This is a genomic window from Agromyces lapidis, from assembly GCF_009749405.1.
GTDB lineage: Bacteria > Actinomycetota > Actinomycetes > Actinomycetales > Microbacteriaceae > Agromyces > Agromyces lapidis.
Genome location: NZ_WBIQ01000006.1, coordinates 315,774 through 334,260, shown reverse-complemented (window position 1 = coordinate 334,260; position 18,487 = coordinate 315,774). Strand labels below are relative to the sequence as shown.

The 18,487-nt window shown below is 68.6% G+C and carries 15 protein-coding genes; 1 reads left to right on the top strand and 14 read right to left on the bottom strand.

The features are described from left to right. Positions 1-56: 56 nt before the first annotated feature. The 12 genes from GQQ93_RS10625 to coaE form a co-directional block, all read right to left on the bottom strand. Positions 57-422, bottom strand: a complete 366-nt coding sequence (locus GQQ93_RS10625) for an RNA polymerase-binding protein RbpA (RefSeq protein WP_157424187.1) — start codon at positions 420-422, stop codon at positions 57-59. Positions 423-434: 12 nt separating this feature from the next. Then, on the bottom strand, positions 435-686 hold the full coding sequence (gene secG, locus GQQ93_RS10620) for a preprotein translocase subunit SecG (protein ID WP_022888045.1): 252 nt from the start codon (positions 684-686) through the stop codon (positions 435-437). Between the two features lie 117 nt (positions 687-803). Then, on the bottom strand, positions 804-1,592 hold the full coding sequence (gene tpiA / locus GQQ93_RS10615) for a triose-phosphate isomerase (protein WP_157424186.1): 789 nt from the start codon (positions 1,590-1,592) through the stop codon (positions 804-806). Next, positions 1,583-2,797, bottom strand: a complete 1,215-nt coding sequence (locus GQQ93_RS10610; protein ID WP_157424185.1) for a phosphoglycerate kinase — start codon at positions 2,795-2,797, stop codon at positions 1,583-1,585. The genes tpiA and GQQ93_RS10610 overlap by 10 nt, the downstream gene beginning before the upstream one ends. Before the next feature lie 11 nt (positions 2,798-2,808). Continuing rightward, positions 2,809-3,813 carry a type I glyceraldehyde-3-phosphate dehydrogenase gene (gene gap, locus GQQ93_RS10605; protein WP_157424184.1) on the bottom strand — a complete coding sequence of 335 codons (1,005 nt, stop codon included), beginning with the start codon at positions 3,811-3,813 and terminating at the stop codon, positions 2,809-2,811. Between the two features lie 95 nt (positions 3,814-3,908). Further along, a complete protein-coding gene (locus tag GQQ93_RS10600) occupies positions 3,909-4,535 on the bottom strand; it encodes a superoxide dismutase (protein ID WP_157424183.1) in 627 nt (208 codons plus the stop codon). A gap of 203 nt (positions 4,536-4,738) precedes the next feature. Further along, positions 4,739-5,719 carry a DNA-binding protein WhiA gene (whiA, locus tag GQQ93_RS10595; RefSeq protein ID WP_157424182.1) on the bottom strand — a complete coding sequence of 327 codons (981 nt, stop codon included), beginning with the start codon at positions 5,717-5,719 and terminating at the stop codon, positions 4,739-4,741. Positions 5,720-5,753: 34 nt separating this feature from the next. After that, the gene (gene rapZ, locus GQQ93_RS10590) at positions 5,754-6,632 is read right to left on the bottom strand and encodes an RNase adapter RapZ (protein ID WP_157424181.1); all 879 of its coding nucleotides are present in this window, start codon (positions 6,630-6,632) and stop codon (positions 5,754-5,756) included. 32 nt (positions 6,633-6,664) lie between these two features. Then, positions 6,665-8,635: an excinuclease ABC subunit UvrC gene (uvrC, locus tag GQQ93_RS10585; RefSeq protein ID WP_157424180.1), complete on the bottom strand. Its 1,971-nt coding sequence runs from the start codon at positions 8,633-8,635 to the stop codon at positions 6,665-6,667. A gap of 4 nt (positions 8,636-8,639) precedes the next feature. Next, a complete protein-coding gene (gene uvrA / locus GQQ93_RS10580) occupies positions 8,640-11,531 on the bottom strand; it encodes an excinuclease ABC subunit UvrA (protein WP_157424179.1) in 2,892 nt (963 codons plus the stop codon). Between the two features lie 121 nt (positions 11,532-11,652). Next, complete coding sequence (uvrB, locus tag GQQ93_RS10575) at positions 11,653-13,719, bottom strand: excinuclease ABC subunit UvrB (RefSeq protein WP_157424178.1); 2,067 nt, start codon at positions 13,717-13,719, stop codon at positions 11,653-11,655. A 78-nt stretch (positions 13,720-13,797) separates the two neighbouring features. After that, positions 13,798-14,412 (bottom strand): dephospho-CoA kinase, encoded by a 615-nt coding sequence (coaE, locus tag GQQ93_RS10570; protein WP_157424177.1) that lies wholly within the window; start codon positions 14,410-14,412, stop codon positions 13,798-13,800. 49 nt (positions 14,413-14,461) lie between these two features. Here coaE and GQQ93_RS10565 point away from each other — a divergent pair, with 49 nt between their 5' ends. Beyond that, positions 14,462-15,076, top strand: a complete 615-nt coding sequence (locus GQQ93_RS10565; protein WP_157424176.1) for a DUF4126 domain-containing protein — start codon at positions 14,462-14,464, stop codon at positions 15,074-15,076. Between the two features lie 96 nt (positions 15,077-15,172). Here the strand turns inward: GQQ93_RS10565 and rpsA are convergent, their stop codons facing one another. Next, a complete protein-coding gene (gene rpsA, locus GQQ93_RS10560; protein ID WP_157424175.1) occupies positions 15,173-16,624 on the bottom strand; it encodes a 30S ribosomal protein S1 in 1,452 nt (483 codons plus the stop codon). A gap of 165 nt (positions 16,625-16,789) precedes the next feature. Continuing rightward, positions 16,790-18,463, bottom strand: coding sequence for a DUF885 domain-containing protein (locus tag GQQ93_RS10555; RefSeq protein ID WP_157424174.1), 1,674 nt, complete (start codon positions 18,461-18,463; stop codon positions 16,790-16,792). Positions 18,464-18,487: the final 24 nt, after the last annotated feature.

The following is an 18,487-nucleotide window of genomic DNA, read 5'->3' as shown; positions in this document are numbered from 1 at the left end:
AGCGGGGCGGGCCATTCGGCCCGCCCCGCTCTCGTCGTCGGTCTCGCGACCGGTGATCAGTCTTTCGGCGCCTGCCCGCGGCGGGCGCGGAGCTGCGTGAGCGCGTCGTCGAGCAGTGCCGCCGCCTCGTCTTCGGTGCGGCGCTCCTTCACGTAGGCGAGGTGCGTCTTGTACGGCTCGAGCTTCGAGACCGACGGCGGGTTCTCGCGGTCGCGGCCGGCCGGGAGCCCGGTCGACGGGCTATCGATGACCTCGGGGATCTCCTCGTCGGGGAGGCTCGCCGCGAAGTAGCGCACGGTCTCGTTGCCCTGGGCGTCCCAGTAGCTGACCGCCACGCGATCGGCGTGGAAGCCGCGATCCTGCTCGCCCATGGGGCCGGCCCCGACGCGTGAGCCGCGAATGGCGCTGTTACCTGATGCCATGTCGTCTCCTCGTCAGATTCCGGCGTCGAACTTGGTGATCAGCCCGAGCACCACGATGCAGGTGACCCAGATGAGTCCGAGGATCACCGTGATGCGGTTCAGGTTGCGCTCGGCAACGCCGGAGGCGCCGAGGCTCGAGGTGACGCCGCCGCCGAACATGTCGGACAGACCGCCACCGCGGCCCTTGTGCAGCAGGATGAGCAGCGTCAGCAGGAGGCTCGTGAGACCGAGCAGCACCTGCAGGACGACCTGGAGAATCTCCACGGTGAACCTTTCCGGGCACGACGCAGGGGGTCGATGCCGCCAATCAGACTATCAGCACAGCCGAGTGTAGCCGGGCGGATTCCTCGGGGCGGGGCGGCTCGCCCCGCCCCGAGCGAGTCACGCGCCGACGTGCTTCTTGAAGCGGACGATGCTCGAGAACTCGTCGATGTCGAGACTCGCACCGCCGACGAGCGCACCGTCGACGTTGGGCTCGCGCAGGAAGGAGGCGATGTTCGCCGCCTTCACCGAGCCGCCGTAGAGGACGCGCGTGGCCGAGGCGAGCTCCTCCCCCGCGATCTCCGCGAGGACGGCGCGCAAAGCCGCGGCGACCTGCTCGGCCTGGGCGGGCGTCGCCGCCTGGCCGGAACCGATCGCCCAGACGGGCTCGTAGGCGACGACGAGTCCCTTCGAGACGTCGACGCCGTCGAGTGCGGCGCGCAGCTGTGCGACGGGCACGGCGCTCGCGCCGTGCTGCTCGAGGTCTTCGGCGGTCTCACCGACGCAGAGCACCGGAACCAGGCCGTGACGATGTGCGGCGACGACCTTCGCGTTGACGTCGGCGTCGGTCTCGGCGTGCAGCGTGCGGCGCTCGGAGTGGCCGATGATCACGTAGCCGCAGTCGAGCTGCTTCAGGAACGCACCCGAGATCTCGCCCGTGTAGGCACCCGAGTCGTGCTTCGAGAGGTCCTGGGCCCCATAGCCGATCGGCAGCGCGTCGGCGGCCACGAGCGTCTGCACACTGCGGAGGTCGGTGAACGGCGGGAACACCGCGACCTCCGCATCGGCGAAGTCGTGCTTCGCGTCGGACAGCGCCCAGGCGAGCTTCTGCACGAACGCGATCGACTGCAGGTGGTCGAGGTTCATCTTCCAGTTACCCGCGATGAACGGGGTGCGCTTCACTGCCATCCGAGGACCTCCAGTCCGGGAAGTTTCTTACCCTCGAGGAACTCGAGGCTCGCGCCCCCGCCCGTCGAGATGTGTCCGAATCGATCATCGTCGAAGCCGAGCTGGCGCACGGCCGCGGCCGAGTCGCCGCCGCCGACGACGCTGAGGCCGTCGACCTCGGTGAGCGCCGAAGCGACCGCGCGGGTGCCTTCGGCGTAGGGGGCGAGTTCGAAGACGCCCATCGGACCGTTCCAGAACACGGTCTTCGAGTCGCGCACGAGCGAGGCGAACGCCGCGGCCGTGTCGGGCCCGATGTCGAGCCCGAGGCCGGATGCCCCGAACGGCGTGTCCTCGATCGCATCGGCCGGGGCGACCACGTGCTCGGCGTCCGCCGAGAAGGCCGCCGCGACGACGACGTCGCTCGGCAGCACCAGCTCGACGCCGCGCTCGGCGGCCTCCGCGAGGTAGCCCTTCACCGTGTCGATCTGGTCGGCCTCGAGCAGGCTCGAGGCGACCTTGTGCCCCTGGGCTGCGAGGAAGGTGAAGAGCATGCCGCCGCCGATGAGCAGGCGGTCGACGCGCGGCAGCAGGTGCGCGATCACACCGAGCTTGTCGGAGACCTTCGACCCGCCGAGCACGACCGTGTACGGTCGCTCGGGGTTCTCGGTGAGACGGTCGAGCACGTCGAGCTCGGCCGCGATGAGGAGACCTGCAGCGCTCGGGCGCAGCTCGGCGAGCTCGTAGACGCTCGCCTGCTTGCGGTGCACGACGCCGAAGCCGTCGGAGACGACCGCGTCGGCGAAGGCCGCGAGCTCACCCGCGAATGCGGTGCGCTCGGCCTCGTTCTTCGAGGTCTCGCCCGGGTTGAACCGCAGGTTCTCGAGCACGAGCACCTCGCCGTCGGCGAGTGAGGCGGCCTTGGCCGTGGCATCCTCACCGACGGTGTCGCTTGCGAAGGCGACCGGTGAGTCGAGCAGCTCGCCGAGCCGCGCCGCGACCGGCGCGAGGCTGTAGCGCTCGTCGGGAGCGCCCTCGGGGCGGCCGAGGTGGGAGACCACGATCACGCGGGCGCCCTGCCCGAGCAGTGCCTGGATGGTGGGGACCGACGCCCGCACGCGGCCGTCGTCCGTGATGACCCCGTCCCGCAGGGGGACATTGAGGTCGCAACGGACGACGACGCGCTTGCCGGCGAGCGGACCGAGGGATTCGATCGTTCGCAGGGTCATTCAGTGCTCTTTCAGAGACGGTCGGCGACGTACTCGGTCAGGTCGACGAGACGGTTGGAGTAACCCCACTCGTTGTCGTACCAGGCAGAGAGCTTCACCTGATCGCCGATGACGCGGACGAGGCCGGCGTCGAAGATCGACGAGTGCGGGTCGGAGACGATGTCGCTGGAGACGATCTCGTCTTCGGTGTACTTGAGGATTCCCTTCAGCGGGCCCTCGGCGGCAGCCTTGTAGGCGGCCTTGACCTCGTCGACCGTGACCGGTCGCGAGGAAGTCACGGTCAGGTCGGTGATCGACCCGGTGGGCACGGGCACGCGGAGCGCGAAGCCGTCGAGCTTGCCGACGAGCTCGGGCAGCACGAGGCCGATGGCCTTGGCAGCGCCGGTCGACGTCGGCACGATGTTGAGGGCGGCGGCGCGGGCGCGGCGGAGGTCCTTGTGAGGGCCGTCCTGGAGGTTCTGGTCCGCCGTGTAGGCATGGACGGTCGTCATGAGGCCGCGCTCGATGCCGAAGGCGTCGTTGAACACCTTGGCCAGCGGCGCGAGGCAGTTCGTCGTGCACGAGGCGTTCGAGATGATGTGGTGACGCTCGGGGTCGTAGTCCTGCTCGTTGACGCCGATCACGAAGGTCGCATCCTCATCGGTCGCCGGCGCCGAGATCAGCACCTTCTTCGCACCGGCCTCGAGGTGCTTGCGGGCATCGGCGGCCTTCGTGAAGAAGCCGGTCGACTCGATCACGATGTCGACACCGAGTTCGCCCCAGGGCAGGTTCGCGGGGTCGCGCTCCGAGAACGCCTTGATCGCGGTGCCGTCGACGATGATGTTCTCGTCGTCGTAGTCGACCGTCGCGTCCAGCCGGCCCGTGATCGAGTCGTACTTCAGGAGGTGCGCGAGGGTCTTGTTGTCGGTGAGGTCGTTCACCGCGACGATCTCGAGGTCGGCGCCCTGGGCGAGTGCCGCGCGGAAGTAGTTGCGGCCGATGCGGCCGAAGCCGTTGATGCCGATCTTTACAGACACAGATGTCTCCTGGATGACGTGGCGCGCACAGCGCCGTTGCACGGTGGACTGATCGGACGGCGGTGTCCCCGGACGAGTCCGAGGACACCATCCGTTTACGACAGTAGCAGCAGCCCTGAGGTCTTCTCACCAGCTGCGGTGTAGCGCTGCTGGACGTTCTCCCAGTTCACGATCGACCAGAACGCCTTGACGTAATCGGCCCGGACGTTCTTGTAGTCGAGGTAGTACGCGTGCTCCCAGACGTCGAGCATGAGCAGCGGCACGAGGCCCGCAGGCAGGTTGCCCTGCTGGTCGAAGAACTGCGCGATGATCGGGCGGCCGCCGAGCGAGTCCCAGGCGAGGACCGCCCAGCCCGAGCCCTGCACGCCGAGCGCCGTCGCGGTGAAGTGCGCCTGGAACTTGTCGAACGAGCCGAAGTGGTCGTCGATCGCCGCGGCGAGCTCGCCGGTCGGCTTGTCGCCGCCCTCGGGCGAGAGGTTCGTCCAGAAGATCGAGTGGTTGACGTGCCCGCCGAGGTTGAAGGCGAGGTCCTTCTCGAGCTTGTTCACGTTCGCGAGGTTGCCCGAGTCGCGCGCCTCGGCGAGCTGTGCGAGCGCGGTGTTCGCGCCGGTCACATAGGCCTGGTGGTGCTTCGAGTGGTGCAGCTCCATGATCGTGCCGCTGATCGCCGGCTCGAGCGCCGCGTAATCGTAGGCGAGATCGGGGAGGGTGTAGTCAGCCATTGCTTCTCCTTGTCAGGTGCGCCGGGGCACCCGGGCGTCTCCCCGGATCTCCGCGGCGGCATTCCCGAGTCTATGCCCGTGCAGGCGGACCGTGCCGGGGCGGCCCTGGGATCGCGTCGCCGTGTGACGAGGCTCGCCGAATACCCCGGGGCGGGGGGATCCTCCCTCGCCGGGGTCGAGGCCGTCGGGCGACCGAGCGCCGGTCAGACCTCGTCGAAGTCGGTGGGCAGGCTCGCCTCGGTGCCCGGCACCCCGAGATCGGCGGCGCGCTTGTCGGCCATCGCGAGCAGGCGCCGGATCCGTCCGGCGACCGCGTCCTTCGTCATCGGCGGGTCCGCGTGGTGGCCGAGCTCGTCGAGGCTCGCCTCACGATGCGCGAGGCGCAGTTCGCCCGCGTACTTCAGGTGGTCGGGGATGTCGTCGCCGAGGAGTTCCATCGCACGCTCGACGCGGGCGCAGGCCGCGACGGCGGCCTGCGCGGAGCGGCGCAGGTTCGCGTCGTCGAAGTTCACGAGACGGTTCGCGGTCGCGCGCACCTCGCGGCGCTGACGCAGTTCCTCCCAGTTGCGCACGGTCGTGCTCGCGCCCATCGCCGCGAGCATGGCGCTGATCGCCTCGCCGTCGCGGATGACCACCCGGTGGACTCCGCGCACCTCGCGGGCCTTCGCCGCGATGCCCAGACGGCCTGCGGCCCCGACGAGGGCCATCGCGGTCTCGTTGCCCGGGCAGGTCACCTCGAGCGCCGCCGAGCGACCGGGGTCGGTGAGGCTCCCCTGCGCGAGGAACGCGCCGCGCCAGATCGCCGCGACCTCGTCGCGCGACCCGGTGGTCAGCTTGTTCGGGAGACCCCGCACCGGGCGGCGCCGGGCGTCGAGCAGCCCGGTCTGCCGTGCGAGGGTCTCGCCGCCCTCGAGAATTCGCACGAGATAGTTGTTGGTGCGTCGCACCCCCGTCGGCGACACCACCGAGACGTCGGGGCGAACCCCGTAGATCTCGCCGAGGTCGCGCGTCACGCGCCGTGCGACGTTCTTGGAGTCGAGCTCGGCCTCGATCGCGATGCGATTCGAGATGATGTGGAGTCCACCTGCGAACCGCAGCACCGAGGCGAGCTCGGCGATGCGCACGCTCGTCTTCGAGACCTCGACCCGGGCGAGCTCTTCTTTCACATCAGCGGTCAATGCCACCTCGTCATCCAATCTGTGTTGCGGGGACCCGACGTCATTCGCGACCGAGGTCGCGATGCTTGACGCTCACGACGACGCCGGGCATCTTCGCGACACGCTCGGCGAGCTCGCGGACCATCGCAACGGAGCGGTGCTTGCCGCCCGTGCAGCCGATCGCGATCGTCGCGTGTCGCTTGTTCTCTCGCTGGTAGCCGGCCAGCACGGGTTCGAGCGCTCGCGCATAGGCGTCGAGGAACTCCATCGCACCGGGCTGGCTGAGCACGAACTCGCTCACGACGGCGTCTTCGCCGGTGAGGTGTCGGAGCTCGGGGTTCCAGAACGGGTTCGGCAGGAACCGGGCGTCGGCGATGAGGTCGGCGTCGGTCGGCGCGCCGTACTTGAAGCCGAAGCTCTGCATCGTCACCCGGAGTCCGGCGTGGTCGGCGCCGGCGAAGGTCTCGGTCACCAGGTTCGCGAGTTGGTGGATGTTGAGATCGGACGTGTCGACGACGAAGTCGCTCGCTTCGCGGAGCGTGGCGAGCCGGGCACGCTCGGCCCCGATGCCGTCGAGGAGCGTGCCGTTGCCCTGCAGGGGGTGCGGACGCCGGACGGATTCGAACCGGCGCACGAGCACCGCATCATTCGCATCGAGGAACACCACGCGGACGTTCACGCCCGCGCGGAGCGCCTGGATGATCTCCTGGAGCTCGGAGAAGAAGTCGCGGCCCCGGATGTCGACGACCGCGGCGATGCGCGGAAGCGAGGTGCCGGCGCGCTCGACCAACTCGACGAGCGGCCGCAGCATCTGCGGCGGCAGGTTGTCGACGACGTACCAGCCCAGGTCCTCGAGCGCGTTGCCCACGGTCGATCGACCGGCACCGCTCATCCCCGTGACAATGAGCATCTCCTGCTCTTCGGGCTCCCCCGCCGTCATCCCGGCCCCCTTCTGCGTACCGACATCCCAGCCTATCGGGGCACGGGCGCCTCATCGGCGTGGAGTCGGGCGTGCACCGTCGCGGCGAGCGTCGGACCGACACCCTTCACCTCGGCGATCGCGGTCTCATCAGCGGCCCGCAGACGGGCGACGGAGCCGAAATGCCGCAGCAACTCCTTCACGCGGGACGGGCCGAGCCCCGGGATCTCGGAGAGCACCGAGCCGATGTCGCGCTTGCGCCGCTGCCGCTGATGCGTGATCGCGAAGCGGTGCGCCTCGTCGCGCACCCGCTGGAACAGGAAGAGCGCGTCGCTGTTGCGCGGCAGGATCACGGGGAAGTCGGCTTCGGGGGTCCAGATCTCTTCGAGGCGCTTCGCAATACCGCACAGGTAGACGCCCTCGACGCCCGACTCGCGGAGCGCCCGTGCAGCCGCCGCCACCTGCGGCTGCCCGCCGTCGACGACGAGGAGATTCGGGCGGTAGGCGAACTTCTTGCGACGCTCGGACATCTCGGGCGCGTCGGCCGTATCGGCGGCGTCGTCCGTGCCGGTGCCGGCCGTCTCTGCCGCGTCCGAGGCTGCCTGATCCTCCAGCGCGTCACCGGCCCCCGCGAGATACGCGAGTCGCCGGGTCAGCACCTGGTGGATGGAGTCGGTGTCGTCGGTCGAGTTCGGGATCGTGAATCTGCGGTACTCGTCTTTGCGCGGCAGGCCGTCTTCGAAGACGACCATCGACGCGACGATGTTCGTGCCGCTGAGGTGCGAGACGTCGTAGCACTCGATGCGGAGCGGGGCATCGGCCATGCCGAGTGCCTCCTGAATGTCTTCGAGAGCACGCGACCGCGTCGTGAAGTCGGCGCTGCGCCGGGTCTTGTAGAGCATGAGGGTCTGCTTCGCGTTCTGCGTCGCGGTCTGCAGGAGGGAGGCCTTGTCGCCTCGCTGCGCGACGCGGAGACGTACCTTGCGACCGGCCCGATCGCCCAGCCAGGTCTCGAGCGCCGCGGCGTCGTCGGGAAGCTCGGGCACGACGACCTCGCCGGGTGGGCGGAGCTCGTCGCCGTACGCGTTCTGCACGACCGAGTCGACGAGTTCGCCGAGCGGGACGTCGAGCTCCTTGTCGACCGTCCAGGAATGGATGCCGCGCACACGGCCGCCGCGCACGATGAAGAGCTGGACGGCCGCAGAGAGCTCGTCGTGGTCGATGCCGAAGACGTCGAGGTCGACGGTGTCGCCCAGCACCATCGCGCTCTTCTCGAAGAATGCGTTCGCCGCCACGAGACGGTCGCGATACCGGGCGGCCGACTCGTACTCCTGGGCCGCGGCAGCCGCCCGCATCCGCTGCTCGAGCTCCCCGAGGATGCGGCGGTCCTGATTCTGCATGAACGCGACGAAGCGCTCGACGTTCTCACGGTGCTCGGCGATCGTGACCCGGCCGGAGCACGGCCCGAAGCAGCGGCCGATCTGCCCGGCGAAGCACGGCTTGCCGCTCGCCATCGCCCGCTTGTAGTCGCTGTCTTTGCAGGTGCGGATCGGGAACAGCCTGAGCAGGATCTCGAGCGTCTCGTTGATCGCCCACACCTTCGGGTACGGGCCGAAATACCGTGCACCGCGCAGCTTGCGGTTGCGGGTGACGAAGGCGCGGGGTGCCTCATCGGCCAGCGTGACGGCGAGGTACGGATAGGACTTGTCGTCCTTGAACCGCACGTTGAACGGCGGATGGAACTCGTTGATCCAGGTGATCTCGAGCTGCAGCGCCTCGACCTCGCTGCCGACGACCGTCCACTCGACCGAAGCGGCGCTCGTCACCATGCGGCGCGTCCGCTCGTGCAGGCTGCGGAGGGGTGCGAAGTAGTTCGAGAGGCGCGCCCGCAGGTTCTTCGCCTTGCCGACGTAGAGCACGCGCCGCTCGGCATCGCGGAACCGGTAGACGCCGGGCTCGGTGGGGATCTCGCCCGCCTTCGGCCGGTACGGGACGCTCTGGTCGTACGACGCTGCGCTGCTCATCGCCTCAGCTGGCGACGTCGGCGCGGTCGGCCGCGGCGTCGAAGATCTCGCGGAGGAAGTACCCGGTGTGGCTCTCGGAGACGGAGGCGACCTGCTCGGGAGTGCCGGTCGCGACGACCTGGCCGCCCCCGGAGCCACCCTCGGGCCCGAGGTCGATGATCCAGTCGGCCGACTTGATGACGTCGAGCGAGTGCTCGATCACGATCACCGAGTTGCCCTTGTCGACGAGCTTGCCGAGCACCTTCAGGAGCTTCTGCACGTCTTCGAAGTGCAGTCCCGTCGTCGGTTCGTCGAGCACGTAGACGCTGCGGCCGTTGGAACGGCGCTGCAGCTCGGTCGCGAGCTTCACGCGCTGCGCCTCGCCGCCCGAGAGGGTGGTGGCGCTCTGGCCGAGCTGCACGTAGCCGAGACCGACGTCGACGAGGGTCTTGAGATAGCGGTGGATCGCCGAGATCGGCTCGAAGAACTCGGCGGCCTCGCTGATCGGCATCTCGAGCACCTCGGCGATGTTCTTGCCCTTGTAGTGCACCTGCAGGGTCTCGCGGTTGTAACGCTGGCCCCCGCAGACCTCGCAGGCGACGTAGACGTCGGGCAGGAAGTTCATCTCGATCTTGATGGTGCCGTCGCCCGAGCACGCCTCGCATCGGCCACCCTTGACGTTGAAGCTGAAGCGGCCGGGCAGGTATCCCCGCGCCTTCGCCTCGTTCGTCTCGGAGAAGAGGGTGCGGATGCGGTCGAACACGCCCGTGTAGGTCGCCGGATTCGATCTCGGCGTGCGCCCGATCGGCGCCTGGTCGACGTGGACGACCTTGTCGAGCTGCTCGAGACCCGTCACGCGCCGGTGCTTGCCCGGCACCTTTCGAGCGCCGTTCAGTCGGTTCGCGAGCACCCGGTACAGGATGTCGTTCACGAGCGAGGACTTGCCCGAACCGCTGACTCCGGTGACGGCCGTCAGCACCCCGAGCGGGAACTCGACGTCGACGCCGCGCAGGTTGTTGGCCTCAGCGCCCTGCACCGAGATCACGCGCTCGCGATCGATCGCCCGGCGATGCGCCGGGATGGCGATCTCTCGACGACCGGAGAGGTAGTCGCCGGTGAGCGACCGTGTGTTGTTCAGCAGGTCGTCGTAGCTGCCCGAGTGCACCACGGTGCCGCCGTTCACGCCGGCGCCGGGGCCGATGTCGACGATCCAGTCGGCCGTGCGGATGGTGTCTTCGTCGTGCTCGACGACGATGAGGGTGTTGCCGAGGTCGCGGAGCGCGATCAGCGTGTCGATCAACCGCCGGTTGTCGCGCTGGTGCAGGCCGATGCTCGGTTCGTCGAGCACGTAGAGCACGCCGGTGAGGCCAGAGCCGATCTGGGTCGCGAGCCGGATGCGCTGCGCCTCGCCGCCCGAGAGCGTGCCCGCCGCGCGGGCGAGGTCGAGGTAGCTGAGGCCGACCCTGATGAGGAAGTCGAGCCGGAGCTTGATCTCGCGCAGCACCTGCGCACCGATCTTCTGCTCGCGCTCGGTGAGGTCGAGGCGGTCCATGAAGGCGCGCGCATCGGTGAGGCTGAGCAGCCCGACGTCGGCGATGCTGTGGTCGTGGATGAGCACCGAGAGCACCTCGGGCTTCAGCCGCTTGCCGTCGCACACCGGGCACGGCACCTCGCGCAGGTATTCGGACCAGCGCGCACGCTGCACGTCGGTCTCGGCCTGCAGGTACTGCCGCTCGATGTACGGCACGACGCCCTCGAAGCCCGAGCTGTAGCTCATCTCGCGGCCGTAGCGGTTGCGCCAGCGAACCTTGACCTCGAAGTTGTCGCCTCGGAGCACCGCGTTGCGGGCCTCCTCGTCGAGCTGCTCCCACGGCGTGTCGAGCGAGAAGCCGAGGTCTCGGGCGAGCCCGTCGAGCAGCTTCTCGTAGTAGTTGTAGAGGCTCTTGCCCTGCGAGGTCCACGGGAGGATGACGCCGTCGGCGATGCTCAGCTCCGGGTCGCCGAGCAGCAGCGCCTCGTCGACCGACATGCGGGTGCCGAGGCCTGAGCACTCGGGGCACGCGCCGAACGGGGCGTTGAATGAGAAGGTGCGGGGCTCGATCTCGGTGAGCTGAATGGGGTGCTGGTTCGGGCACGAGAGCTTCTCGGAGAAGGTGGCCCATGCGGCCGGCCCCTCGTCGTCGACGTAATTGACCTGCACGAGCCCATCGGTCAGCCGCAGGGCCGTTTCGAGCGAGTCGGTGAGCCGCCCGAGCACGTCGGGCCCGGCGACGAGCCGGTCGACGACGACCGAGATGTCGTGCTTGACCTGCTTCTTCAGCTTCGGCGGCTCGTCGAGCCGCACGATCTCGCCGTCGACCACGGCCCTCGAGTAGCCTTGCGCCGCGAGTTCGCGGAAGAGGTCGACGAACTCGCCCTTCTTCTTCGAGACCACGGGGCTCAGCACCTGGAACCGGGTACCGGCTTCGAGCTCCATGAGCTGGTCGGCGATCTGCTGCACCGTCTGCCGCTGGATCTTCTCGCCGCAGACCGGACAGTGCGGCACGCCGATGCGGGCCCAGAGCAGTCGCATGTAGTCGTAGATCTCGGTGATCGTGCCGACGGTCGAGCGCGGGTTGCGGTTCGTCGACTTCTGGTCGATCGAGACGGCTGGGCTCAGCCCTTCGATGAAGTCGACGTCGGGACGATCGACCTGCCCGAGGAACTGCCGCGCATACGCCGAAAGCGACTCGACGTAGCGACGCTGCCCCTCGGCGAAGATCGTGTCGAAGGCGAGCGACGACTTGCCCGACCCGGAGAGCCCGGTGAACACCACCATCGCGTCGCGCGGGATCTCGACGTCGACGTTGTGCAGGTTGTGTACGCGGGCTCCGCGGACACTCAGGCGCGAATGGGCATCGAGACGTGAAACTGGCACCCTTCGAGTCTAAAGAGGACCACCGACACGCACCGCCGGGGTGCACGCGCTCTGAGCGAACATATGTTCGATCGTGGCGGACGGCCGCTGCCGAAGGCGCGTCGCCACCCGTCGTCGAGGCTCAGCCGAGATGCCCCGCCTTCTCCATCTGCCGCAGCTCTCGCTTGAGTTCGGACACTTCGTCGCGAAGTCTCGCCGCCAGCTCGAACTTGAGTTCGCCGGCGGCCTCGAGCATCTGCTCGTTGAGATCGCGGATGAGTTCTTCGAGATCGTTCGCACCCTCTGCGGCGATGCCCTCACGGCGAAGGTTCGGCACCGGCGACTTCTTGCGGCCGTCGCGACCGGCGAGCAGCGCCGCGGTGTCGGCCTCTTCACGCGCGAGCACCTCGGTGATGTCGGCGATGCGCTTGCGCAACGGCTGCGGGTCGATGCCGTTCACCCGGTTGTACTCGAGCTGCATCTCGCGTCGCCTCGTGGTCTCGTCGATGGCCTGGTTCATCGAGTCGGTGAGCACGTCGGCGTACATGTGCACCTCGCCAGAGACGTTGCGCGCCGCGCGGCCGATCGTCTGGATGAGCGAGGTCGCCGAGCGGAGGAATCCCTCTTTGTCGGCGTCGAGGATCGCCACGAGCGAGACCTCGGGCAGGTCGAGGCCCTCTCGCAGCAGGTTGATGCCGACGAGCACGTCGTAGACGCCCGCGCGCAGCTCGGTGAGCAGCTCGACGCGGCGCAGCGTGTCGACGTCGGAGTGCAGGTAGCGGACTCGGACCCCGGCCTCGGTGAGGAAGTCGGTCAGCTCTTCGGCCATCTTCTTCGTGAGTGTGGTGACGAGCACGCGCTCGTCGCGCTCGGCGCGCTTGCGGATCTCTTCGAGGAGATCGTCGATCTGCCCCTTCGAGGGCTTGACCACGATCTGGGGGTCGACGAGACCGGTCGGGCGGATGATCTGCTCGACGACGCCGTCGGCGACGCCCATCTCGTACCGGCCGGGCGTCGCCGAGAGATAGACGGTCTGCCCGACGCGGTTCTTGAACTCGTTCCACTTCAACGGGCGGTTGTCGAGCGCACTCGGCAGCCGGAAGCCGTGTTCGACGAGCGTGCGCTTGCGCGAGGAGTCGCCCTCGTACATCGCGCCGATCTGCGGAACGGTCACGTGCGACTCGTCGATCACCACGAGGAAGTCGTCGGCGAAGTAGTCGAGCAGGCAGTGCGGCGCCTCACCGGGTTCGCGCCCGTCGATGTGCCGCGAGTAGTTCTCGATGCCCGAGCAGAAGCCGATCTGCTCCATCATCTCGAGGTCGAAGGTGGTGCGCATGCGCAGGCGCTGCGCCTCGAGCAGCTTGCCCTCGCGCTCGAGCTCGGCGAGCCGCTCGTCGAGTTCGGTGCGGATCGTGCCGATCGCCCGCTGCATGACCTCGGTGGACGCGACGTAGTGCGAGCCGGGGAACACGGGCACCGCGTCGAGCTTCGCAACGACCTGCCCGGTGAGCGGATGCAGGCTGTAGAGCGCCTCGATCTCGTCGCCGAACATCTCGATGCGGATGGCGAGCTCCTCGTAGATCGGGATGATCTCGATCGTGTCGCCCCGCACCCGGAAGTTGCCTCGGGAGAAATCGACGTCGTTGCGCTGGTACTGCATCGAGACGAACTTGCGGATCAGCCAGTCGCGATCGACGCGCTGCCCGACCTGCAACGGCATCATCGCGCCGAGGTACTCTTCGGGGGTGCCGAGGCCGTAGATGCACGACACCGTAGAGACCACGACGACATCGCGGCGACTGAGCAGCGAGTTCGTCGTCGAGTGCCGCAGCCGCTCGACCTCGGCGTTGATCGACGAGTCCTTCTCGATGAAGGTGTCGGTCTGCGGCACGTAGGCCTCGGGCTGGTAGTAGTCGTAGTACGACACGAAGTACTCGACGGCGTTGTTCGGCAGCAGCTCCCGGAACTCGGTGGCGAGCTGGGCCGCGAGGGTCTTGTTGTGCGCGAGCACCAGCGTCGGCCGCTGCACCTGCTCGATGAGCCATGCGGTCGTCGCCGACTTGCCGGTGCCGGTCGCGCCGAGCAGCACTACGTCGGTCTCGCCGGCGTTGATGCGACCCGCGAGCTCGGCGATCGCCTGCGGCTGATCACCGCTCGGACGGTACTCGCTGACGACCTCGAACGGACGAACTGAACGCGTGGCCTGCATCCTTCAAGTCTAGGTTCGACCACCGACATCGTGGCCGGCAGCGCTCCCCCGTGCTCGGCGGATTCCGCGGCGCGGCGGCTAGGCGCGAGCCGCGCGCCGCGCAGCGATGTCGGCCCACAGTGCGTCGGTCTGGCTCATCGTGTGCGCGAGGGTGCCGTCGGTGTCGATCACGACGTCGGCGATCGCGAGGCGACGGGTGTTGTCGACCTGCGCATCGACGCGGGCCACGGCCTGGTTGAGATCGAGGCCGCGTTCCTCGACGAGGCGCTTCACCTGCGTCTTGCGAGGCGCGTTGGTCACGACCACGAGGTCGAAGGGGTGGTCGACGGATGCCTCGACGAGGAGCGGGACGTCGTACACGACCACCGCATCGGGGTTCTCGGCCTCGGCCTTCGCGATGAGTCGACCCGACAGCTCGCGCACGGCCGGGTGCACGATGGCGTTCAGCCGGGCGCGGGCCTCGTCGTCGTCGAAGACGAGCTCTCCGAGCTTCGCCCGGTCGAGCGAGCCGTCGGCGCGCAGCACGCCCTCGCCGAACTCGGCGATGATCGCGGCCAACCCGGGGGTGCCGGGCTCGACGACGCGACGCGCGAGCTCATCCGCATCGAGGTGCACGGCGCCGTGCTCGTAGAGGCGCCGCGCGACGGTGGACTTTCCTGAGGCGATGCCGCCTGTGAGGCCGATCAGATACACGAGACCACTCTAATCGTGCGACACTCGACTCGTTCGATGAGGAGGCGGCATGCTCGAACTGCTCACCGGGACGGGGCTCGCCCTCGCCGCCGGTCTCAACGCGTGGATCCCCCTGGTGATCCTCGGGGCGCTCGACCGGTTCACCGGGCTCGTCGAGTTGCCGGCAGCCTGGGCATGGCTCGCGAACGAATGGGTGCTGCTCATCCTCGTGGTGCTGCTCGTCGTCGAGTTCGTCGCCGACAAGATCCCGGGCCTCGACTCCGTCAACGACCTCGTGCAGACCGTCGTGCGCCCGACGGCGGGCGGTCTCGCGTTCAGCTCGGGCATCGGCTCCGAGACGGTCGCCGTCACCGACCCCGAGACCTTCTTCGCGTCGTCGCAGTGGGTGCCGATCGCCGTCGGCGTCGGCCTCGCGCTCCTCGTGCACCTCGCGAAGGCTGCGGCCAGACCGGTCATCAACACCGCGACGGCCGGCGTCGGCGCCCCCATCGCGAGCGCGGTCGAAGACGCCGGGAGCTTCACCCTCGCGTTCGCCGCGATCCTCGCACCGGTGCTCGTGATCCTCGGAATCGTGCTCCTCGCGATCGCCCTGATCCTCGTCGTCCGCCGCCGTCGCCGCACACGTCGGGCGCGGAGCGCGGAGCATCCGCTGCCCGCCCCCTGAACGGCGGCGCACTCACCACCGTGCGATGAGGCGCGGCCCACCAACGCCGGAAGGCCGGCCCCCGAGGGGACCGGCCTTCCGTCTCGCGAAACGCGATCAGTTGTTGCTCGAGAGCTTCTCGCGCAGCGCCGCGAGCGACGCGTCGTCGGCGAGAGTGCCGGCCGCGCCGGACTCGCTCGAGTACGAGGCACCGCCGGCCGAGAACGAGTCGTCGGCAGCCTGGGCGGCGAGCGAAGCAGCAACCTGCTTCTTGTGCGCCTCCCAGCGAGCCTGAGCGGCAGCGTAGTCCTGCTCCCACTTCTCGCGCTGGGCCTCGAAGCCCTCGCGCCACTCGTTGGTCTCGGGGTCGAAGCCCTCAGGGTACTTGTAGTTGCCCTGCTCGTCGTACTCCGTGAGCATGCCGTAGAGCGCCGGGTCGAACTCGGTGCCCTCGGGGTCGACGCCCTCGTTCGCCTGCTTCAGCGAGAGCGAGATGCGGCGACGCTCGAGGTCGATGTCGATGACCTTGACGAAGACCTCTTCGCCGACCGACACGACCTGCTCGGCGAGCTCGACGTGCTTGCCCGACAGCTCCGAGATGTGGACGAGTCCCTCGATGCCGTCGGCGACGCGAACGAACGCACCGAACGGAACGAGCTTCGTGACCTTACCCGGGGCGACCTGACCGATCGCGTGGGTACGGGCGAAGACCTGCCACGGGTCCTCCTGCGTCGCCTTGAGCGACAGCGAGACGCGCTCGCGGTCGAGCTCGACGGAGAGCACCTCGACGGTGACCTCCTGGCCGACCTCGACGACCTCGCTGGCGTGCTCGATGTGCTTCCACGAGAGCTCGGAGACGTGGACGAGACCGTCGACGCCGCCGAGGTCGACGAACGCACCGAAGTTGACGATCGACGAGATGACGCCCTTGCGGATCTGGCCCGGGTGGAGGTTCGCGAGGAACGTCGAACGCGACTCGGACTGCGTCTGCTCGAGGAGCGCACGGCGCGAGAGCACGACGTTGTTGCGGTTCTTGTCGAGCTCGAGGATCTTCGCCTCGATCTCCTGGCCGAGGTACGGCGTGAGGTCGCGCACGCGGCGGAGCTCGATGAGCGACGCCGGGAGGAAGCCACGGAGGCCGATGTCGACGATCAGGCCGCCCTTGACGACCTCGATGACCGAACCGGTCACGACGCCATCGGCTTCCTTGATCTTCTCCACGTCGCCCCATGCGCGCTCGTACTGAGCACGCTTCTTCGACAGGATGAGACGGCCTTCCTTGTCCTCCTTCTGGAGAACGAGGGCCTCGACGGTGTCGCCGACGCCGACGACCTCGCTGGGGTCGACGTCGTGCTTGATCGAAAGCTCGCGCGAGGGGATGACGCCCTCGGTCTTGTAGCCGACGTCGAGGAGGACCTCGTCGCGGTCGATCTTCACGACGGTGCCCTCGATGAGGTCGCCGTCGTTGAAGAACTTCAGAGTCTTTTCGACCGCGGCAAGGAAGTCTTCAGCAGATCCGATGTCGTTGATGGCGACCTGCTTGGGTGCCTTGGTCGTTGCGGTTGTCATGTAGTGAATGCTCCGTAAAGGACAATATCGAGCCCATCGCGCGGGAGAGCGTGATGTTGTTTCCGCGATGGGCATGCGGACAGGGATGTCACAAGAGTGACGTTCGATCCTAACGGATTCGGATGGCCCGCGGCAACCGGGCGGTGCGCAGCCCGAGGCCGTCGCTCAGGCGAGGAGCGCCGAGCGCAGCGTGTCGAGCCCGACGCCGCCGAGCCCGAGCGCGTTCCGGTGGAACTCGCGGATGTCGAACGACGCGCCCTCGCGACGCGCGACCTCGTCGCGAAGCTGCTCCCAGATGCGCTGACCGACCTTGTACGAGGGCGCCTGACCCGGCCAGCCGAGGTAGCGGTTCACCTCGAAGCGCACGAACCCCTCGTTCATGTTCACGTTCTGCGAGAGGAACTCGTGGGCGAACTCCCCCGTCCACGTGCCCTGCCCGTCGGGGCGCGGCTTGCCGAGGTGCACGCCGATGTCGAGCACGACACGCGCGGCGCGCATGCGCTGGCCGTCGAGCATGCCGAGGCGGTCGGCCGGGTCGTCGAGATAGCCGAGGCCCTCCATCAGCCGCTCGGCGTAGAGCGCCCAGCCCTCCGCGTGGCCGGAGGTTCCGGCGAGCTGCCTGCGCCATGTGTTGAGCCGGCCGCGGTTCACGACCGCCTGCCCGATCTGCAGGTGGTGCCCGGGAACACCCTCGTGGTAGACCGTCGTGAGTTCGCGCCAGGTGTCGAACTCGGTCACGCCCTCGGGCACCGACCACCACATGCGTCCGGGGCGCGAGAAGTCGTCGCTCGGGCCGGTGTAGTAGATGCCGCCCTCCTGAGTCGGGGCGATCATGCACTCGAGCGCGCGGATCTCGTCGGGGATGTCGAACTGCGTCCCCGCGAGCTCGGCGACGGCGCGGTCGCTCGTCTCCTGCATCCAGCGCTGGAGCGCGTCGGTGCCGTGCAGCTTCCGGCCGGCGTCGCCGTCGAGGAACGCGATGGCCTCGGCCACGGATGCCCCGCGCTTGATCTCGTCGGCGATGGCCTCCTGTTCCGCGACCATGCGCGCGAGCTCCTCGATGCCCCACTCGTAGGTCTCGTCGAGGTCGATCACGGCACCGAGGAAACGGCGGGACTCGAGCGCGTAGATCTCGCGGCCGACCGCATCGGCCTCGCCCGCGACGGGAGCGAGTTCGGACTCGAGGAACTCGGCGAGCCGACCATAGGCCTCGCTCGCCTCACCGGCACCCGACTCGAGGTCGCGCCGGAGCGCGCCCGGGAGCTCGGACTCCCCCGCCGTCGCGCCGGCCGCGAAGGTCGCGAAGAATCCATCGGCCTTCGCGATGCGCCGCGCCTGGGCGGCGACCTCGCGAACCTGCCTGGCGGCGGGAACGGTGCCGGCCGCGACACCGGCGCGGAGGGTCTCGATGTACCCGTCGAGCGCTCCCGGAACGGCGCCGAGCCGGCGGGCGATACGAGACCAGTCGTCGACGTCGGCGGTCGGCATGAGATCGAACACGTCGCGGATCTCCTGCGCCGGGCTCGCGATGACATTGAGGTCGCGCAGGTGCAGGCCCGCGGCGTACCGCTCGAGGTCGAGTTCGAGGTCGGAGCCCAGATCGGCGACCGTGATCCGGTCGACGTCATCGACGGGCGTCGCGGACCTCAGCGCCGCGGCGGTCTCGCGGATCGCGACGACACGCCGCTCGTGCCCGGCCGGTGAGTAGTCGGCGAGCCGGTCGTCGTGACTCGTGCGGCCGATGTAGGTGCCGATGCTCGGGTCGAGATCGACGAGGGTGTCGACCCAGCCTTCGGCGATGTCGTCGACGTCGGTCGGGGTGCGCTCACTCGATGCCATCCCTCGAACCTAGGACAGCCGACG

Excerpts from the sequence above, each read along its gene's own strand:
- rpsA (WP_157424175.1), bottom strand. The coding sequence starts at position 16,624 with ATGACAACCGCAACGACCAAGGCACCCAAGCAGGTCGCCATCAACGAC.
- GQQ93_RS10625 (WP_157424187.1), bottom strand. The coding sequence starts at position 422 with ATGGCATCAGGTAACAGCGCCATTCGCGGCTCACGCGTCGGGGCCGGC.
- GQQ93_RS10610 (WP_157424185.1), bottom strand. The coding sequence starts at position 2,797 with ATGACCCTGCGAACGATCGAATCCCTCGGTCCGCTCGCCGGCAAGCGC.
- uvrB (WP_157424178.1), bottom strand. The coding sequence starts at position 13,719 with ATGCAGGCCACGCGTTCAGTTCGTCCGTTCGAGGTCGTCAGCGAGTAC.
- GQQ93_RS10600 (WP_157424183.1), bottom strand. The coding sequence starts at position 4,535 with ATGGCTGACTACACCCTCCCCGATCTCGCCTACGATTACGCGGCGCTC.
- GQQ93_RS10555 (WP_157424174.1), bottom strand. The coding sequence starts at position 18,463 with ATGGCATCGAGTGAGCGCACCCCGACCGACGTCGACGACATCGCCGAA.
- uvrC (WP_157424180.1), bottom strand. The coding sequence starts at position 8,635 with ATGAGCAGCGCAGCGTCGTACGACCAGAGCGTCCCGTACCGGCCGAAG.
- rapZ (WP_157424181.1), bottom strand. The coding sequence starts at position 6,632 with ATGACGGCGGGGGAGCCCGAAGAGCAGGAGATGCTCATTGTCACGGGG.
- tpiA (WP_157424186.1), bottom strand. The coding sequence starts at position 1,592 with ATGGCAGTGAAGCGCACCCCGTTCATCGCGGGTAACTGGAAGATGAAC.
- GQQ93_RS10565 (WP_157424176.1), top strand. The coding sequence starts at position 14,462 with ATGCTCGAACTGCTCACCGGGACGGGGCTCGCCCTCGCCGCCGGTCTC.